The sequence below is a fragment of the Catelliglobosispora koreensis DSM 44566 genome, assembly GCF_000379685.1.
Classification (GTDB): Bacteria; Actinomycetota; Actinomycetes; order Mycobacteriales; family Micromonosporaceae; genus Catelliglobosispora; species Catelliglobosispora koreensis.
Window position 1 is genome coordinate 260,348 of the sequence record NZ_KB903289.1, and the last position, 18,524, is coordinate 278,871.

At 64.8% G+C, this 18,524-nt stretch carries 20 protein-coding genes; 9 read left to right on the forward strand and 11 right to left on the reverse strand.

The features are described 5' to 3' along the window. Positions 1–11: 11 nt before the first annotated feature. The 8 genes from gcvH to A3E1_RS0129205 form a co-directional block, all read right to left on the reverse strand. Positions 12–389: a glycine cleavage system protein GcvH gene (gene gcvH / locus A3E1_RS0129170; RefSeq protein WP_026208955.1), complete on the reverse strand. Its 378-nt coding sequence runs from the start codon at positions 387–389 to the stop codon at positions 12–14. 16 nt (positions 390–405) lie between these two features. After that, positions 406–1,275, reverse strand: a complete 870-nt coding sequence (locus A3E1_RS0129175) for a DUF881 domain-containing protein (protein ID WP_020524344.1) — start codon at positions 1,273–1,275, stop codon at positions 406–408. A gap of 13 nt (positions 1,276–1,288) precedes the next feature. Then, a complete protein-coding gene (locus A3E1_RS0129180) occupies positions 1,289–1,621 on the reverse strand; it encodes a small basic family protein (RefSeq protein ID WP_020524345.1) in 333 nt (110 codons plus the stop codon). After that, complete coding sequence (locus A3E1_RS0129185) at positions 1,618–2,493, reverse strand: DUF881 domain-containing protein (protein WP_020524346.1); 876 nt, start codon at positions 2,491–2,493, stop codon at positions 1,618–1,620. Before A3E1_RS0129185 ends, A3E1_RS0129180 begins: the two co-directional genes overlap by 4 nt. Continuing rightward, the gene (locus A3E1_RS0129190; RefSeq protein WP_020524347.1) at positions 2,490–3,053 is read right to left on the reverse strand and encodes a CDP-alcohol phosphatidyltransferase family protein; all 564 of its coding nucleotides are present in this window, start codon (positions 3,051–3,053) and stop codon (positions 2,490–2,492) included. The genes A3E1_RS0129185 and A3E1_RS0129190 overlap by 4 nt, the downstream gene beginning before the upstream one ends. A gap of 115 nt (positions 3,054–3,168) precedes the next feature. Beyond that, positions 3,169–4,173: a tetratricopeptide repeat protein gene (locus A3E1_RS45210; RefSeq protein WP_020524348.1), complete on the reverse strand. Its 1,005-nt coding sequence runs from the start codon at positions 4,171–4,173 to the stop codon at positions 3,169–3,171. Positions 4,174–4,191: 18 nt separating this feature from the next. Beyond that, positions 4,192–5,133, reverse strand: coding sequence for a hypothetical protein (locus tag A3E1_RS0129200; RefSeq protein ID WP_020524349.1), 942 nt, complete (start codon positions 5,131–5,133; stop codon positions 4,192–4,194). Positions 5,134–5,147: 14 nt separating this feature from the next. Next, a complete protein-coding gene (locus A3E1_RS0129205; RefSeq protein WP_020524350.1) occupies positions 5,148–5,945 on the reverse strand; it encodes a class I SAM-dependent methyltransferase in 798 nt (265 codons plus the stop codon). A 68-nt stretch (positions 5,946–6,013) separates the two neighbouring features. Between A3E1_RS0129205 and A3E1_RS0129210 the strand changes: the two genes are divergently transcribed. Next, positions 6,014–6,436, forward strand: coding sequence for an OsmC family peroxiredoxin (locus A3E1_RS0129210; protein ID WP_020524351.1), 423 nt, complete (start codon positions 6,014–6,016; stop codon positions 6,434–6,436). Positions 6,437–6,497: 61 nt separating this feature from the next. Here A3E1_RS0129210 and A3E1_RS0129215 read toward each other — a convergent pair whose 3' ends face one another. Then, the gene (locus tag A3E1_RS0129215; RefSeq protein ID WP_020524352.1) at positions 6,498–7,088 is read right to left on the reverse strand and encodes a dTDP-4-dehydrorhamnose 3,5-epimerase family protein; all 591 of its coding nucleotides are present in this window, start codon (positions 7,086–7,088) and stop codon (positions 6,498–6,500) included. A gap of 6 nt (positions 7,089–7,094) precedes the next feature. Beyond that, entirely contained in the window at positions 7,095–7,958 is an 864-nt protein-coding gene (gene rfbA, locus A3E1_RS0129220) for a glucose-1-phosphate thymidylyltransferase RfbA (protein WP_026208958.1), read from the reverse strand. A gap of 60 nt (positions 7,959–8,018) precedes the next feature. On the opposite strand from rfbA, the gene rfbB reads away from it, so the two are divergent. The 8 genes from rfbB to A3E1_RS0129260 all read left to right on the forward strand — a co-directional run bounded on the left by rfbB (position 8,019) and on the right by A3E1_RS0129260 (position 17,274). Continuing rightward, positions 8,019–8,996 carry a dTDP-glucose 4,6-dehydratase gene (rfbB, locus tag A3E1_RS0129225; protein WP_020524354.1) on the forward strand — a complete coding sequence of 326 codons (978 nt, stop codon included), beginning with the start codon at positions 8,019–8,021 and terminating at the stop codon, positions 8,994–8,996. 70 nt (positions 8,997–9,066) lie between these two features. Next, positions 9,067–9,912, forward strand: coding sequence for a dTDP-4-dehydrorhamnose reductase (gene rfbD / locus A3E1_RS0129230; protein WP_020524355.1), 846 nt, complete (start codon positions 9,067–9,069; stop codon positions 9,910–9,912). A gap of 4 nt (positions 9,913–9,916) precedes the next feature. Continuing rightward, complete coding sequence (locus A3E1_RS0129235) at positions 9,917–11,188, forward strand: lipopolysaccharide biosynthesis protein (protein ID WP_020524356.1); 1,272 nt, start codon at positions 9,917–9,919, stop codon at positions 11,186–11,188. Beyond that, a complete protein-coding gene (locus A3E1_RS0129240) occupies positions 11,185–12,213 on the forward strand; it encodes a glycosyltransferase family 2 protein (RefSeq protein WP_020524357.1) in 1,029 nt (342 codons plus the stop codon). Before A3E1_RS0129235 ends, A3E1_RS0129240 begins: the two co-directional genes overlap by 4 nt. A gap of 57 nt (positions 12,214–12,270) precedes the next feature. Beyond that, a complete protein-coding gene (locus A3E1_RS0129245) occupies positions 12,271–12,960 on the forward strand; it encodes a glycosyltransferase family 2 protein (RefSeq protein ID WP_020524358.1) in 690 nt (229 codons plus the stop codon). Next, positions 12,960–13,364 (forward strand): DUF2304 domain-containing protein, encoded by a 405-nt coding sequence (locus tag A3E1_RS42695; RefSeq protein ID WP_020524359.1) that lies wholly within the window; start codon positions 12,960–12,962, stop codon positions 13,362–13,364. Before A3E1_RS0129245 ends, A3E1_RS42695 begins: the two co-directional genes overlap by 1 nt. Next, the gene (locus A3E1_RS0129255) at positions 13,361–15,241 is read left to right on the forward strand and encodes an arabinofuranosyltransferase (protein ID WP_020524360.1); all 1,881 of its coding nucleotides are present in this window, start codon (positions 13,361–13,363) and stop codon (positions 15,239–15,241) included. The genes A3E1_RS42695 and A3E1_RS0129255 overlap by 4 nt, the downstream gene beginning before the upstream one ends. After that, positions 15,238–17,274, forward strand: coding sequence for an arabinofuranosyltransferase (locus A3E1_RS0129260; RefSeq protein WP_020524361.1), 2,037 nt, complete (start codon positions 15,238–15,240; stop codon positions 17,272–17,274). Before A3E1_RS0129255 ends, A3E1_RS0129260 begins: the two co-directional genes overlap by 4 nt. Here A3E1_RS0129260 and A3E1_RS0129265 read toward each other — a convergent pair. After that, positions 17,231–18,478, reverse strand: a complete 1,248-nt coding sequence (locus A3E1_RS0129265; protein ID WP_245571442.1) for an MFS transporter — start codon at positions 18,476–18,478, stop codon at positions 17,231–17,233. The two genes, A3E1_RS0129260 and A3E1_RS0129265, sit on opposite strands and share 44 nt — an antisense overlap. Positions 18,479–18,524 lie beyond the last annotated feature (46 nt).

Here is an 18,524-nt window from a genome sequence, read left to right on the forward strand (position 1 = left end):
GGCGACCAGGGCTAGCCCTTGGTCAGCTCGCCGTAAGCAGCGGCGTCCAGGAGAGCGGACAGCTGCGCGGGGTCATCGACCTGGATCTCTACGAGCCAGCCTTCTTCGTACGGGTCCGTGTTGATCAGATCTGGCGAATCGGACAGTGCTTCGTTGCGCGCCGTGATCTGACCGCTGAGCGGAGCGTAGATCTCCGAGACGCTCTTGGTCGACTCCACCTCACCGAACGAATCTCCAGCGCTAACCTTAGCCCCGATCTCGGGCAGCTGGACGAACACGATGTCGCCAAGGGCGTCCTGAGCGAAGTCGGTGATGCCCACACGCACTTTGCCGCCTTCTTCGCGCACCCACTCGTGCTCAGCGGTGTAGCGCAGGTCCTCAGGAATCATCATCGGTGTTGCCCTTTCAGGAAACTGGTTCCGCGTATACCAAGGACGACGTGGTCCGGGTCGCTTTGATCTCCACCGGGTCCTTGATTTCGACGATCAATTTACCGCCGGTACTCGTCAGCCGCGTCACCACCCCACCGGCAAACTCAACCGCGCCTTTCAGCAGGGCCGGTTCGCCGATGGCGAGCAACGTGTAGGGACCCGTCAGCCGGATGCCATCCACCCGCACCGCGCCGTCAGCGTCCACAAAGGAAGTTCCGGCCACGATCCGGACCTGAGCCTCGCGGCCGTTGATCTGAATCGCTTCCGCGTCACCGATACGCAGCAACTGCACCACGGTCAGCAGGTCGCTCGCGTTCACCGGCTCGCTGCCGGCCACGATGCTGATCTCGACTCCTTGTCCCGTGGCGGGAAGGGTGCCGGCGAGGATCCCCAGCGCGTCGGCTCGTTTGCGTGCTTCAGCCTGAGCCGCGGCCTGGTTCGAGGCACCTGACTGCAATTCGCGCCGGGCGTCCTCAAGCGACTCGATGTCATCGTTGAGCCGGCGTTCGGCCGAGTCCAGATCGGACATGATCTGCACGAGGTCGCTTTCACGCTGTGAGGCGAACGCGGCGTCGGTGGAGTTGCTCTTGACCTGAACGACGAGCGTGAAGCCGAGCACGGCGAGCAGAACCGCGATGGTGATGCCGGCCCCGCTGAAACGGCGCTTCTTGGGCGCGGCCGCGATGAGTTCCGTTGACTCCTCGTCTTCGCTGGCCTCAACGCCTTGGCTGCCGGCGTTCTCTTCCTCTTCCGGCTGCACCTCGTTATCCGCCTCTGGGTTGTACCAGGTCGGTTCGTCGGCGACCTCGGGAAGTTCTTTGTCGTCCTGCGGTTCTTGCGTCATGTGACTCCCCCTGTCACGCCCGGAACAGGTGCCGGCGGATCGCGGCGACGTTTCCGAAGATCCGGACGCCGAGCACGACCACGACGCCCGTGGACAGCTGCGTGCCGACGCCGAGCTGGTCGCCGAGGTAGACGATCAGCGCCGCGACGAGCACGTTGGAAATGAACGAGATGACGAACTGCTTGTCGTCAAAGATTCCGTCGAGTTTCGCGCGCACGCCGCCAAAGACCGCGTCGAGCGCCGCGACGACGGCGATCGGAAGGTAGGGCTGCAGCGCGAGCGGGACGGTCGGTTCCAGGAGCACCCCTGCCACCACTCCGGCGATCAGGGCGAGAACAGCGATCATCTGCCACCTCCGGATGGTGAGGACGACGGCGTTGCCGACGGCGATCCGGCCGGTGCCGGAACTTTGGCGTGGGTCAGCTCCGGCGGCAGCACCGCTGCCGGAAGCGTTAAGTCATCTTTGGCCTCGACGGAGAACCCGAACCGGAATCGCGGGTCGTCGCGATACTGGAGGTAGACCCCGCCGATGACCGATTTAGTAAACCGCCTGTCCAGGTCGGACGGTCCAACCGCGACTATCTCATACGGATTGACGACCAGTTCGGAGCCCACCGAGATGCCGCTGCCGGAACTGATCTGCGTCAGCGAGGTCAGCCGCTGCCCGTTGATGGCGATGCCGTCGGCGCCCAGGGCCCACAGCTGGTTCACGATGATCATCAGGTCGTAGTGGTTGATCTGCTGCTGGCGGACCGTGGCGGCGTGCGGGCCGTCAGAAATCTTGATGACGACACCATCGCCGGTGATCTTGCGTTGTCCCGTGATCGCGTCCAGCTGGCGCAGCGCCTCGATCTGCGCCGGGTCACCGATGGCCGCGTCACGCAGCGCGGCGACTTCGGCCTGAAGCTGCTCGGCGGTTTGGGCCAGCGCACGGGTGCTGTCGCGTTTTTGCAGAATCTGCTCGATGAGGCCCGCACGAACCTTTTCTTTGTCCGGGGCCTCCCGGATCACCTGCTGATAGGCGACGGCGAGCAGCGCACCGATGATGGTCAGCACGATGAACGTGACGGTCTTGCGCACCACCAGCTGTGGCTTTTTGAGCGGGCCGTTGCGTTTGCGGGCTTCGGCCGCCTGCTCGTAGGCGGGGTCCAGCGGATGGCGGAACAGCTCGGTGAGGAAATCCGCCTGGTAGATCCGCGGCTCTTTCTTGACCGTCATGCTGACTTCTCCCGCATGACGGTGGCGAACTGTTGCAGGTAAAGGAAACCGGCGATCCAGTAAAGCGCCAGGCCCCACAGCGCCAGCGCCCACCCGGAGGCGTAGGACAGCGTGTGCAGGGTGCCGGTCGTGGCCCACGCGAGCAGCAGCACGGGGAACGCGAACAACAGGATGAACGTGCCGGTCTTGCCAACGTAATGCACCGGCGGCGGGCCAAACCCGTTGCGCCGCAAGATAATCAGCGTGACGAGCAGCACCGCTTCGCGGGCCAGCAACGCGATGGTGAACCACCACGGCAGCACGCCTTTGAGCGTGAAAGCCAGCAGCGTCGCCAGAATGTAGAGCCGGTCAGCCAGCGGGTCGAGCAACTCCCCCAGCCGGCTCACCTGCCCGAGCTTGCGGGCGAGATAACCGTCGATCCAGTCGGATGTGCCGCCGATGGCCAGCACCGCGACCGCCCAGCCGTAAGACTCGCTGACCAGGAAGAGATAGAGGAACAGAGGCACCCCGGCGAGCCGGGCGAAGCTGATGAGGTTGGGTATGGTGAGCACCCGGCCCATGGCGTTATGTGATGATTCCACCTTCACCGGCCCTCCCCTCCCACAGTGCGCCGGTCATGCGATGCAAGTTCTATCACGCGAAGCACCGCATCCCGCGCTAGGAGCACTTGCGCCTTCACGATGTCTTCGCCGCGGAAACCAGCAACAAGAACAAAACCGTTATGGCAACTATGCCAATAATCGCCGCGACCAGGGCCATCGTCGCGGGTGAGAGGCGCCACGAGGGTTCGGGCGCGTCGTCATCGGTGCGCGGCGACGGCTCCCACGCCACGAGTTCCGGATGAGCGGGCAAATACGACAACGTGCTGAAGGGACGGCCAAACGGGCTTTCGGCCACCGGCATCAGCAACGTATCTTCATCGATCGGCCCGGGGACTTTAAGCACCGCTGGTGGCAGCGGGACCTCGGGCAATGGCTGTCCGCTGCACACATGAGCTTCCGCGGGCGGGGCGGTCTCGACAGCGGAGAGAAGATCGTGGATTTCCGGCGGGAGGCCCGTGGCGAAGGCGCGCGCCTGCGTGAGCAGCGCCTGAGCGTGATCAACCTCACCGCAGTCACGCCACATGGCGGCCAGCCGCGCGATCATGCGGATGCCGACCGGGTGGCGCGTGCCGAACACCTGCTGATGTTGCTGGATCACCATGGACAGCCGGGCCCGCCCCGCCTGGCACTGACCGCGCGCGTGCTCGACGGTCGCGAGGTCCGCCTGCGCGGCGAGGGCACGTTCCGATTGCGGCCCGTCGAGCTCGCTGAACAGCTCGATGAGCTCCTGATAGCGCTGCACCGCCCGGCTGTGCGCCCCAACGCGGGTCAGGACCGCGGCAAGCAGGCCGAGCGAGTGCAGCGTCCGGCGGTCACGATCGCCATAGAGGCGCCGCAAACACGTGTGGCCGTAAGCGGCCCAGCCGCGAGCGGCGTGCGGCTCGCCGAGGCTGAGCAGCACGCCGGTTTGCAGGACTACCGCTTCGGCCTCGGCCGGGCGGGCTTTACGTGGGTCGGCCGGGATCTCCGCCAGAATCTCGCTGAGCAGCTCCTGCGCGCCGGGGAGGTCGCCAGCGTCCACGTGGGACCTAACCCGGGTGAGCACGGCGAGGCCGTGGCGGCGCTGCAGGGGTGACATGGCAACACAGTATGCGCCCTACACGTAGCCATTGCGCACGTAGGTCAGCGCGAAAGTTCCCTCGTTGCCAAAGTAGATCGACACGAGTTTGGCGGGGTCGGTGGCCAGAAGCCCACGTTGCAGATCGGAACCGTCGTTGCCGTCATCCCAACCCCAGGGGGCGTTGGCGGCGTTGTCTTTTCCGTTGTCGCCACGGAACGTGCCCCAGCTGGCGAAGGTCAGGGCGTTGTTGCGGTTGGCCCACAGGCCGCCGCTGGCGAAGACCGGCACCAGACGGTACGCCACGGAACGGTCATTGCCGCTAGACGGAACTTCCCCGGCTCCGCCGGACGGGAAGTAGACCACGCCGTCGCCCAGATCGCCGCCGCCCCAACGGTAAATGCCGTGTCCCTTGGCTTCCTGGAACGTGGTCGGCCGCGAGAAGCCGCCGTAGTTCTGCATGATGATCGTGCCGTCGATGTTCTCGCGCCCGTCGGTGTACGGGCTTCCAGGTGGCGTGTAGGAGTAGAAGTCGCTGTGCGCCACGGTCACCATCGACTCGAGCACGCCGTATTCCGAGCCGTCTTTGCGTACCGTGAGCAGCACGCCTTCCATGTCGTTCTCGTGCGTGAACTGGCTGAACGGGTCCGGGAAGTCTTCCCAGTCGCGCGGGTGATAGAACGCGTAGACCAGGTGCCAGTGCGTGCCCGTCTCCACCACGGAGTAATAGACAGCGCCGGAAAGCCAGGACAGGTTGTCGTCCTGGCGTTCCCAGTTGTTCTTGGCGTCCCAGTCGCTGTCGAAGTTCACTGTGGACAGATAGTCCGCGTCGTAGTCGGAGCTATCGGTGTCCTGGTAGTGCACGGGCGCCCAGCGCAACGCCAAGGCGGCATCGGTGGGCACGGCCGTGGCTGGCGTGGCCACAGCGAGGACGGTCGCCGATACGGCGATGGAGGTAAATATAGCAATGCGAGCGAACATGCCCGCACGTTAACTCAGCCCGGGTTACGGCAGATAGTGAGCAAATGTGAACTGGAGCCAAGCAATCCGGGTTCTTCCTCGACCCGGCGTAGCCACGACAGCAACAGTTCCTCATCGTCGGCGAGCCAGCTGTCGAGGCGGTCCGCCAGCATCCACAATGGACCTTCCACAGACACGACCCGCTTGACCGCGAGCCCCGCGTCGGCGGCTTCCTCGGCCGCCTCGTTGGGCAGGTGGAAGTAGGCCGTGGTGAACCACTCCGGCTTGCCGCCACCGAGATTCTCATGCACGCCCTCAGCGAGGGTGCGCTCCAGCATCTCGCCGAACGCGGGCTCGCGCAGATAACCCTTGACGAAACCATCGAGCATGGAGGCGTACCGGGAAATGGTCGCCGCGACGATCACAGCGCCCGGTTTGGACACTCGCGCCGCCTCCTGCCACGCCCTGACCCGGTCGGCGCGTTCGGTCAGGTGATACAGCGGGCCGAGCATGAGCACCGCATCGGCACTCGCGTCCGGCACGGGCAGATCCCTGGCGTCGCCAAGGGTCGCGGTCGTGCGAACCAAAATGGACGCCATCGCCACGTGTTCGTCCAGTGGGTCGATCAGGTGCACGTCGTAGCCCATCCCACCCAGTGGCGCCGCGTAGACACCCGCGGCACCCCCGACGTCGAGAATCTGGGCCGGTGGTGCGGGCAGTTCCCGCATGAGCACATCCCATGTGCGCAGATACTCCAGCTTCCCCCATGGTGTGGCGCCGAGACGCCCAGGTTCGGCGAGCCGTTCGTAATAAGCCGTGATCTCGCTCCGCATGGGCGGATGTTTGCACAACCCGAGGTGCCACGGCACGCGGTTTAGGCGCGATCCCCTAGGCTTTCGCCATGCCTATTCGCAAAGCATCCGCCCGCTGGCAGGGCACCCTCAAAGAGGGTTCTGGAACCATCCACACTGGTCTCGGTGCCGGAAACTACTCGTTCTCGTCCCGTTTCGAAGAAGGTGAAGGCACCAACCCGGAGGAGATGATCGGCGCGGCTATCGCTAGCTGCTTCTCGATGTTCTTCGCCAATAAGCTTGATGGCGCTGGGTTCACGGCGACGTCGGTGGAGACGACCGCCAACGTTCACCTGGAGAAGACCGACGCCGGGATGACGGTCACCAAGATCGATCTGATCAGCGACGTTGTCGCCCCCGGGATCGACAAAGACGAGTTCGAGAAGCTGGCTCAGGAATCCAAGGCCGGCTGCCCGATCTCACGGCTGCTCTCACCGGGCGCCGAGATCACGGTCGCGGCCACACTCGCGTAACCACTAACGGCCCATGCGAAGAGTTCTTCGCATGGGCCGTTAACGTTTGCCCTAAAGGGACTTAAAGCGAAGCGACGTAGTCCTTGCACACCTGATAGTCAGGCAGCAGGCCCCGCTCAGCAGCCTGTTCCAGCGTGGGAGCCTCGGCATCGCGCGGAGACAGCTGCGGGTTGTCCACCGGCCACTTGATGGCGACCTGAGGGTCGAGCGGGTGCAGCGTGTGTTCCTTAGCCGGGTTATAGACCTCTGAACACAGGTAGAGCAGAGCCGAATCGTCTTCGAGCGCGCAGATCGCATGACCCAGGCCCTCGCCGAGGTAAATCGCCCGCCGGTCGACCTGGTCCAGCAGCACGGAATCCCACTTGCCAAACGTCGGCGAGCCGACGCGCAGGTCCACGACGACGTCGAGGAACGAACCGCGCACACACGTCACGTATTTCGCTTGTCCCGCCGGCACTTCGGCGTAGTGGATGCCCCTGATCACGCCACGCTGCGAAATGGACAGATTCGCCTGACGCAGATCCAGTTTGTGGCCGATCGCCTCGGCGAAGGGCTCAAACCGGTACCACTCCATGAATAGACCTCGTGGATCGCCATGCTGGACCGGAGTGATCTCCCAGGCGCCCTCGATCTCCAACTGCCTGTACTTCATGCGCGCTTAGCCTTCCAGCAGGTCCATCAAGTATGTGCCATATCCGCTCTTGACCAGGGGCTCAGCCAGCCGGCTCAGCTGCTGATCGTCGATGAGCCCGGCTCGCCAGGCGACCTCCTCGATACAGCCAATCTTGAAGCCCTGGCGTTCCTCGATCACGCGGACGTATTCGGAAGCCTGCATCATCGAGTTCACGGTGCCGGTGTCCAGCCACGCCGTGCCGCGGTCAAGCACGGTGACGTGCAAGGTGCCGCGGCGCAGGTATTCGGCGTTGACCGCCGTGATTTCCAGTTCGCCCCGGGCGCTCGGCTTGAGGTCGCGGGCGATGGACACCACGTCATTGTCGTAGAAGTACAGGCCGGGCACGGCATAGCGCGAACGCGGCGCGAGCGGTTTCTCCTCGATCGAGAGGACCTGGCCGCTCGGGGCGAACTCGACGACACCATATTCACGCGGGTTGGCGACCGGGTAGGCGAAGATCCGCCCGCCCTTGAGGTCACTGTGCGTGCTGAGCTGGGTGCCCAGGCCGCCGCCGTGGAAGATGTTGTCGCCCAGGATCAGACCCGCCCCCTGGTCGCCGATGAAGTCGGCACCGATCACGAAAGCCTGGGCGATGCCCTCGGGACGGGGCTGGGTCGCGTATTCGAGCCGAAGCCCGAGTTCCTGCCCGTCGCCGAGCAGCCGTTTGAATTGCGCCTCATCCTCGGGGGTGGTGATGATGAGAATCTCGTGAATCCCCGACATGATCAGCGTCGTGAGGGGGTAGTAGACCATCGGCTTGTCGTAGATCGGCATGAGCTGCTTAGACACAGCTTTCGTTACCGGCCACAACCTCGACCCGGTCCCACCCGCCAGGAGTATTCCGCGCATGGTGGCCTAGCTTAACCAGCAGCTTGGAACTCTCTGGGGTCAGGCTAAACTCCACGTCTTGTGAGGATCCTCGTTACCGGCGGCGCCGGATTCATTGGCTCGGAATACGTAAGAACCGTTCTGAACGACCCCCAGGCGGATGTTTCAGTAACTGTGTTCGATAAGCTGACATACTCCGGCAATTTGGCCAATCTTGATCCGGTCGCCGAGGACTCTCGCTACACCTTCTTTCAGGGCGACATCTGTGATCCGGAGGCTGTCGACGCGGCCGCGGCTGGTCAGGACGCCATCGTTCACTTCGCCGCCGAGTCGCATGTAGACCGCTCGATCGCCGGTGCCGGGCCCTTCGTGGTAACCAATGTTGTCGGTACTCAGGTCCTCCTCGACGCGGCGCACCGCCACGGCACGGGCCGCTTCCTGCACGTGTCGACCGACGAGGTCTACGGCTCGATCGACGAGGGCGAGTGGACCGAGGACTACCCGCTCATGCCGAACTCGCCTTACTCGGCCTCCAAGGCGAGCTCAGACCTGCTCGCGCTGGCCTACCACCGCACGCACAAGCTCGACGTCGTGGTGACCCGCTGCTCCAACAACTACGGTCCGTACCAGTTCCCGGAGAAGGTCATCCCGCTGTTCGTCAGCAACCTGCTCGACGGGCACCAGGTGCCGCTCTACGGCGACGGTGGCAACGTGCGTGACTGGCTGCACGTGGCCGACCACGTGCAGGGCATCTCGCTCGCCCTGGCCAAGGGCCGTGCTGGCGAGGTTTACAACATCGGCGGTGGAACCGAACTGTCCAACAAGCAGCTCACCGAGAAGCTGCTCGAAGCCTGCGGCGTTGGCTGGGAAATGGTGCGTCAGGTGGAAGACCGCAAGGGCCACGACCGCCGTTACGCCATCGACTGCACGAAGATCTCCACGGAACTCGGCTATGAGCCGCGCATGTCCTTTGAGGCCGGCCTCAAGGACACCGTCGCCTGGTACCGGGAAAACCGGGCCTGGTGGGAGCCACTCAAGAAGCGGGCAGCCCTATCATGAACGAGGGCTTGCCCGAGTTCATCACGGGGCACAGTTCTGGCGCCAGTGCCGACCGAAGGGAGGCGCTGGCGTGAAGTGGCTCGTCACCGGCGCGGGAGGCATGCTCGGGCATGACCTGCTGAAGGTGCTGGCGCACGAGGACGTCACGGCGCTGACCCGCTCGCAGCTCGACATCGCCGACCCGGCCGCGGTCAGCCAAGCCGTCGCGGGCCACGACATCGTCATCAACGCGGCCGCGTGGACTGACGTTGACGGTGCCGAGACCGCCGAGGAACAGGCGACGCTGATCAACGGCGTCGCCGTTGGCTATCTCGCGCAGGCGTGCGAAGCCAACGGCGCCAAGCTTCTTCAGGTGTCCACGGACTACGTCCTCAATGGACACGCGACGTCGCCTTATCCGGAAGACGCGCCCACCGGGCCGCTGAACGCTTACGGGCGGGGCAAGCTCGTGGGTGAGACGGCGGCGCTGTCCATCGCGGGCGGTTATGTCATCCGCACCGAGTGGCTCTATGGCGAACACGGCAAGAACTTTGTCTCCACGATGCTGAAACTGTCCGCGCAGCGGGAGTTCCTCGATGTCGTCGACGATCAGCTGGGCCAGCCGACGTGGTCGCTGGCGCTCGCGGAACAGCTTGTGGCCCTTGGGCTTAGCGATGCCCCGCCCGGGGTTTATCACGGCACGGCGGCTGGAGAGGTGACGTGGCACGGCTTGGCGCAGGCGGTGTTCTCGCTCGCTGGCCTTGACCCGCAACGGATCCGGCCGGTCAGCTCCAGTGCGTTTCCCCGCCCCGCGCCACGGCCGTCCTATAGCGTGCTCGGCCACGGCAGGTGGCTAGCGGCCGGGCTGGCGCCCCAAGCGCCGTGGGAGGATCAGCTCAAGGCGGCGCTGCCCGCTCTCCTGAGCCAGGCGAGGTAATCACGTGACGACACAGGCCGCCGAGCCAACGGTGCTGAGCAAGAAAAGCATGACCGGCACCATCTGGGTGGCCGGTGGCTTAGGCATCCTTGGCGCGGCGGGCTACGTGTTCCTCACCGTCACCGCGGGAGTACCAGGCTATGCCGCCGCGTTGGCCAGCCTCTATCTGCTGACCGCGATCGTCGGCCCCGGCGTTTTCGGTGCGCTGGAACTGGAAACCAGCCGTCTCGTCGCCCACAGGGGCGCGACCGCTGCAGGCGCTGGGGCGGTGACCCGGCAACTGGGCCTGCTTTCCGCGAGCGTGCTCGGCGTCGTGCTGATCGTCCTGTTAGCACTGTCGCCTGTGCTCGTTCCCCGGGTCTTCAACGGCAACGTGGCGTTGCTCGGCAGCTTGTGCGCCATCGCGGTCGGCTACGCCGTCATGGCGTTCCCGCGCGGTGTGTTCGCCGGGCAGCAGAAGCTCAACGGTTTCGCGCTGACCTTGGTCGCCGAAGGGTTGCTGCGCCTCATCCCGACGCTTCTGTTTTTCGCCCTCGGGGTGAAGGCCGCCTCAGCGTATGGCTGGGTGTGGGGGCTCGCCCCGCTCGCCGCCGCTTTGGTCAGCCTCAAGTGGGTGTGGCCGGACCGTTCCGGGCCGCGCACGCCGTGGCGTGAGCTCATCAGCGCCGTGGGCTGGCTGATGGCCTCATCGTTCCTCGCCCTCGGCATGGCCAATCTGGGCCCGGTCATCACGACCGCTCTTCTCACCGAAGACGTTCAGCGCGCTGGTGTTTTCGCGTTCGTCTTCGTGCTGTTCCGGATTCCGCACTTCATCTTCGTCAGCCTGCAAACCGTGCTGCTGCCGATGTTCAGCCGGGCCGCCGCCCGCGGTGATGTCGCCGGGCTCCGCAAGGCCATCAAGCAAGCCATTCTCATCGTGGTCGGCTTCGGCCTGCTTTCCGGTGCCGTCATTCTCGTGGCCGCACCGTACATTGTGGACTTTGTCTTTAAGCCCGGGCACAACCTTTCCTTTGGTGTCATGGCTTTGCTCGCCCTGGGGACAGCGGCCTTCATGCTCGTGCAGCAGGTGCTGCAGCAAGGGTTGCTTTCGGTGGCCGGGCACCGCTGGGTGGCTGTCGCCTGGTTCTGCGGGATGATCGCGTTCGGCGCCTCGTTCCTGCTGCCCATCGACCCGGTGGACGCCGCGATAGTGGCGCAGTACACGGGCGTCGCCGTCACTGGCATACTGCTGATCTGCGGGCTTCGCTCGTCATTCAGGAAGGCAAACGGAGCATGACTGAAGGACTCCCCAGGGTCACCGCGATCGTGCTGGCTTACGCCACCGAGCCGTGGCTGCCGCGGTGCGTAGAAGCCTTGCTCGCTTCTGAGAAGGCCGCCGTCGATGTCATCGTCGTCGACAACGGCTGCACCAATGACGACGTGGAGAACCTGCGCGGCGTTCCCGGCGTGACCGTGCTGGATCCGGGAGCCAATCTCGGCTTCGCGGCCGGCTGCAATTACGGGGCGGAACGCGCTACGGGCGATTTCATCGCATTGGTGAACAACGATGCGATTGTTGAGCCGACCACCATCGCGTCCCTCGTGTCCGAGGCGTCCGCTCCTGGCGTCGGCATCGCCGGGGCAAGTGTCCGGCTGTCCGAGGACCCGAATCTGATCAACTCCGCCGGCAACCCGATGCACGTGCTCGGCTTGAGCTGGGCCGGGCGGATGGGGCAGACCGAGCACTTGACGGCGCCGCAAGACGTGACGATCGCCAGCGGCGCGTGCCAGGTCACCTCCAAAGCGCACTGGCAGCGCCTCGGCGGATTCGATCCCGAATACTTCATGTACCACGAGGACGCGGAGCTTTCGATCCGCACGTGGCGTCAGGGTTTGCGCGTGGTTTACGTGCCGGACGCCATCGCGGTGCACCGCTATGAGTTTTCCCGTAACTCGCGCAAGTTCTACTACATCGAGCGCAACCGGCTGCTCCTGCTCGGCACCATCTGGGGTGGACGGTCGCTTCTCGTGCTGTCTCCTGCTCTCCTCAGCCTTGAGGCGGCGATGTTCTTGCTGTCGATCAAGCAGGGCTGGGTGCGGGAGAAGGTGCGCGGCTGGGGCTGGCTCTGGAAGAACCGGGGTCACCTGCGCAGCCGCCGCAAAGCCCTCAAGGCCGAGAAGGCCGTCAGCGACCGCGTATGGATGCGGCAGATCCTGACGTCCCGGCTTGAGGTCGGTGCTGAGCTCGCCCCCGCTGCCCTGGTCAAGCCACTAAATGTGGTGATGTCCGGTTACTGGGGAATCGCACGGCACTTGATTTAGCATCCCATCCGCGAACTGGTTAGCATGGCCGGCGACCCTGAGTGCGAAAGATTGCAGATGACATCAACTAACGACGATACGTGGATACTCATCCCCGTCTACAACGAGGCACCGGTAATCGCCGATGTCGTTGACGAGGTGCTGGCAACGTTTCCTAACGTCGTCTGCGTCGACGACGGAAGCCGCGACGGCTCCTCCGCCCAAGTCCTTCGCACCAAGGCTCATCTGGTGCGCCATCCCATCAACATGGGGCAGGGCGCCGCGTTGCAGACCGCGCTCAAATACGCCCTCAACCGGCAGGGCGCGAAGTACTTCATCACCTTCGACGCCGACGGTCAGCACCGGGTGGAAGACGCCCAGAAGATGCTTGAGGTCGCCCGCAGCGGTGCGGCCCAGATCGTCATCGGCTCACGCTTCCTGGAGCAGGTGAAGAACGTCCCGTGGATTCGCCGCCTGATGCTGCGCACGGTGGCCTGGCTCGATCCGTCATCGCGCAAGCTCGGTCTCACCGATGCCCACAACGGTCTGCGGGTCCTGAGCCGCGAGCCGGCCGAAGGCCTGAAGATCACGATGAACGGCATGGCCCACGGCACCGAAATCATCTCGCTGTTCACCCGCGGCGGCTGGACCGTCAAAGAGGTTCCGGTCACGGTGCTCTACACCGAATACTCCCGGGCCAAGGGTCAGTCCCTGATGAACGGGGTCAACATCCTGTTCGACCTGTTCTTCTCGAAGCGAGGCAAGTGATGGCCCAGATCTGGATCAAGATCCTTCTCATCGCGCTGGTGCTTGTCGCGCTGCTGTTCTTCGTGCGCCGCGAGCACGGTCACAAGCTTCAGGCCAACAAGCGCATCGGCTTCATCCTGTTCATCGGCATGAACATCTACGCGATCGCCCGCCCGCAGGACGTCACCTGGGTGGCCCAGCAACTCGGCGTCGGCCGTGGTGCTGACCTCATCCTCTACCTGCTGGTCATCACGTTCGTCTTCGCGGTGTTCAACTTCTACCTCAAGATGCGCGAGGCCGACCGCCGCGTGACCGAGCTGGCCCGTGCCATCGCGGTCCGTGACGCGGAGTTGGTCAACCGCGAGCGCGGGCTGCTCTTCGAGTGGTCAGCAAACAGCCCGGAACAGGCAAGGAACGCTGAGTGAGCACGATCAGCGCCGGGGTTCCGGCCGCTGATACCGAGGCTTCGCCCGCGCCGCCGAAACGCCCCTCGTGGCTGCTGTCGCCAGCGGTCATGGCGGTCGCGGCGTGGGCCATCGCGACCCCGCTCGCCTTCGCCGTGCCCCGCATGCTCGCCTTCAACGGTGCGGGGCAACGGTCGTGGGCCGGTCCGATCGCGGCTATCCTGGCCGCCGCCGTGGTGCTCTTCGTCATCGTCCGGCGCACGGCACCGGGCTGGCTCGCGGGACTGACCGCCGGGCTGCTCGCCGCCTGGGTGGTGCTGATGCACGGCACGATCACCCGGGGTACGCCCTTCCCGATGTTTGGCCTTCTTGGTGACTCCGGCCGGATAACAGCCATGGCCACGCGGTACTCCGTAGAGGTCGCCAGTTCCGACGCGTGGATCAAGGGACTGCCCGGCGAATATCCTCCGCTGTTCCCGTGGCTCATCGGGCGCACGGCGTCGCTTTTGGACGTTCCCGCGTGGAGCATCGTCGGCGCGGCCGAAGGTCTCGCGACCGGTGGCGCGATCGTGGCCGCTTTCCTGATGTGGCAACGGCTCGTGCCCGCGTGGGCGGCGCTGCTGACGTCGCTGGCCACCTTCATGACGTTCGCCAACTTCGCCAAGTCGTACGAGCTGATCACCTTGCTGGTGCTCATCCCCTGGACTCTGGCTGTATTCGGCCGCCCCGACCGGGGCCGCCTGCACTGGATCCCGGCGGGAATCGTTGGCGGGCTTATCTTCCTGACCTACTACGGCTGGTTCGTCTTCGCCCTCATCGGCGCCGTCGCCTTGCTCGTCGCGACGTGGCGGCAAGAGGCCGCCAAACGAGCCTTCCTGCTCTACCTGGCGAAGGTGGCCGCGGTCGCGCTAGTTCTGTCGTCGTGGTTCATCGTCCCGTATTTCTACGCCCGCTTCACGATGGGCTCGGAGATGCTGGGCGACCTTTACGGCTCGCCCGAGTTGTTCACCGGGTTCTTCCCGTTCCTGGAACTGTCCGTCATCGGTGCGGTTCAGCTCATCGGGCTCGTGGGGATGCTGTGGCTGCGTAACGATGTCTGGTGGGCCAAGGGTCTGCTCTACCTGACCGCCGGTGCCTACATTTACCGCGTCTTTTACCTGCTTTTCTTCGTGGCCACCTGGCACACGGGCCTCGGGCCTTACGCGGCAAGGCTTTCCAACGCCGCCCTGGCCGCCGCGGGTGCGCTGACGCTTTTCCACGTGGTGCCGAGATTGTTCAACGCGATGGCGTGGAAGGCGCCCAGGGACGCGCTGGCGCTCGGGCTCACGGTCGCGGTTTCGTGGGCCGGGCTGACCTTCACCTTGGCCTGGATCCCCGGACTGGAAGGCCGTTGGGCCAACTACACCGAGCGGGCCTACCGGGAACCACTGCCAGACGGCAGGTACAACACCGATTCCATCGCCGAGGAGGAGCGCACCGAATATTTCCCGGTGACGCCGATTCAGCAAGCGGTGGAAAGCGTCTACGGGCCGGGCACACAACGGGTCTCCCTGTCCATTGACGAACGGCTCTACGCCTATCTGCCGTGGCACGGTTACCTCAACAACGACCGCAACGGTTCGTTCGTGCAGTGGGACAAGCGCTATGCCGAGCTGCAGAAGCTAGCCGCCACAACGGATCCCACCGCTTTCGCCCGGCGGTCGGCGAACACCGCATACGGCCCGATCGACATCTTCGTGCTGCGGGAGAAGACCCCTGACCGGTGGTCCTGGACCGCCGCCAGCGGCTTCAACCAGTCCGATGTGGACCTCGACTTCAGCCGTGCGCAATTCGATCCAGCCCACTGGGTCATCTTTGACAGCCTTCCAGAAAACGTCGTAGTAGCGGTCAGGCGATGAGTGCGCTCAAGGACAAACTGAAAAACCCGGGCCTGCTGGCCACTTTGATCTTCGTCATCGGCTGCCCTCTGGGCATCTGGGCGACCCGCCTTCCAAAGTGGACCGGCTTCGGCCTGCGCACATGGGCGGTCCCGCTCACGGCCGGCCTCGGCGCCATGGCCGTCGTCCTCTTCCTCGCCTGGCGCGAACAACGCCGCGTCACTTCCCGCGGTGCCATGCAAGGCGTTGCGGCATCGGGGATCGCTGGCGGATCAGACCACGGCAAGACGGCACTTGCTGCCACTAAGCCCGCCGGCAGCAAGGGGGTTATCGCTTCCGAGGCTGGCGAAGCGGATGCCAGTCACGCGGAACAGGCCGCTGCTCAACCAGTCAGCGCGGCGCGAGCAAGTAACCCAACGGCATGGCGCTCTGGGGATTGGGTCGCCGGGTTGGCGGGCGGGGCGTTCGCCGTCTGGATCTCGATGATTCTGACGGCGGCATTGCGGGGCACACCGTTTCCGTTCAACGGGCTCATCGGCGACGCCGGGCGCCTGGCCGCTATGGCCACGCGCTACAGCACGACCTGGGCTAGCTCGGACACGCTGCTTCCGGGCGTGCCCGCTGAGTACCCCCCGATGTTTCCCTGGAGTATCGGCCGCGTAGCCGCGCTGACCGGGCAAGAGGCCTGGCAGCTCGTCGGGCAGGCCGAAGCCATCTACACCGGGCTGGCTTTGCTCATCGGATTCGTGCTGTGGCAACGGCTTGTCAAGCCGTGGACGGCACTGGCCGTCACGGTCATCGGGTTCATGGCGTTCGCGATCGCGGCCAAGTCCTATGAGCTGCTGACCCTGATGGCTTTCGTCCCTTGGGTTCTGGGCACCTTCGGGCGTCCCGAGCGCGGGCGCCTGCACTGGCTGGTTTCCGGGCTCATCGGTGGCCTGATCGTGCTGACCTATTACGGCTGGGTCATTTTCGGCATCTTCGGCATCCTGGCTCTGCTTGGCCGCAGCTGGTTCCTGGCGGACAACCGCAAGGCCTATCTGCTCTATCTGGCCAAAGTGGCCGGTGTCGCGTTCGTGGTGTCGAGCTGGTTCATCGTGCCGTTCTTTGTGGCACGCCAGCGATACGGCGGCGCGACCCTCGGCGATCTTTATGGCACGGCGAGCATTCTCGACCAGATGTTCCCGTTCCTGGACTTCACGCTCCTCGGCACGGTTCAGCTCATCGGCCTCATCGGGCTGATCTGGTTGCGTGGCAAGCAATGGTGGGCCAGTCCCCTACTCGCGCTTGTGGTCGGCGCCTACCTCTACCGGGCTGTCACCGCGGTCATGTTCGTGGTGACGGATCACACGATGCTCGGCCAGTACGCGCCGCGTCTATACACGACGGTGCTTGTGATGGCAGGCGTGCTGACAGTCATTCATTTCGTGCCGTGGCTCATCGAGAAGCTGGACGTCAAGGCACCCGCCTTCGCCGGCCTGATCGCGCTGACCGTCGCGGTCGCCTTCTCTGGCTTCACGTTCACGAAGAACTGGATGCCGAAGCTGGGCGGGGTTTACGCGTCCTATACCGAGCGTGCCTATCTCGAACCATTGCCAGACGGGCGCTATCTGGTTGACACGACCGGGGAGAACCCGACGCCGTGGTTCCCGGTCAAGCCGATCGAGGACGCGGTCGAGAAGGTCTACGGCGCTGACCCCCAACGGGTCGCGCTGACAGCCGATGAGCGGTTGTTCTCCTACCTGCCGTGGCCGGGTTACCTGGGCACGGACTTGGGCGGAGCCTTGGCCAATACGTTCGAGCGGCACGCCGAGCTCGACAAGCTTGCCGCCACAACGGATCCCGCGGCCTTCAGCCAGGCGTCAGCCAACACGCGCTATGGCCCGATCGACATCTTCGTGCTGAAGAAGAAGGACGGACTGTGGACCTGGACGACCCACATGGGTTACTCCAAGGCACCCAAGACGGTCAGCTTCTCCCCCGCCCAGTTCGACCCGAAGCTATGGGCGGTCACGGATTTGCCGGAAGACTACGTGGTAGCGGTGCGTCTTTAGGGTTGCGGAAGGCTAGCCACGTGAACACCAGCGCGGCGAAGGCCACATCGGACAGCAGCATCAGCCCGATGTCATAGCTGCCCGTGAGGCCATAGATCAGTCCCATGACGAGCGGCGGGAAGTAGCCCCCGAGGCCACCCGCCGCTCCGACCAAACCGGTGACGGTGCCGACGCGGGCGGGCTCGACAAGCTTGGTGATGAAGGCGAAGACCGCTCCGGTGCCCAGGCCCAAACCGAACGCCAGCGGGATGTATACCAGCGCGGTGCCAATGTCGGGCTTGGGTGAGAAGGCGGCCGCGATCGCCAGGACACCGGTGATCGCGAGCGAGGTCATCAGGACCGTACGCGGATGGAACTTGTCAGAAAGCCATCCGCCCACGGGACGGCCGATGACGGCGGCTAAGGCGAAACCTGCCGTGCGCGCGCCAGCGTCGGTGATGGAGAACCCGTACTCAGACTTCAGCAGCGTCGGCAGATAGGTGGAGAAGGCGACGAACCCGCCGAAGGTCACCGCGTAGAGCACCATCATCTGCCACGTGACTTTCAGCTTGAGCGCCGACTTGATCCGCGGCATGGCCGGTTCAGTGGCCGGTTTCCAGGACGCGGCGTTGCGCGCGAACAACAGCGCCAGCACGCCGCAAGCGGCAAGGGCGATGGCCACGATGAGATGGGTTTGGAACCGGCCGAACTCGTTCACTATCCGTGGTGTGAAGAAGGCCGAGAAGGCTGTGCCCGCCATGCCAGCGCCGAAGATGCCGACCGCGGTGCCGCGTGACTCCGGCGGGAACCAGCCGTTGACGAACGGCACACCGGTGGCGAAGACCGTGCCGCCGATCCCGAGGAACAGCCCGCCGATAAGCAGTAGTGGGTAGGAGCTCACCGCGCCGACGAACAGCACAGGGGCGATGGTCGCGAAGAGAACGATCGCGAAGACGAGCCGTCCACCGAGCTTGTCGGTCAGCGCGCCCACCGGGATGCGGCCGAGTGAGCCAACGAGCACGGGCACGGCGACGAGCAGCGAGAGGGCGCCGGGCGAGAGCCCCAGATCGGTGGCATAGGACGGTCCTAACGGGCCGATCAGTGACCATGCCCAAAAGCCAATGAAGAAGAACAGCGTCGCCAACGCCAGCTGAACCCAGGCGGCACCCGGAGTGCGCACCGGCGTGGAGGCGGAACCTGAGCCCGCAGGCCGAGTTCTTTTCACAATTGCTACTGTTTCATGGGGAAGCGGCCGTTATGGTCCAAATGTG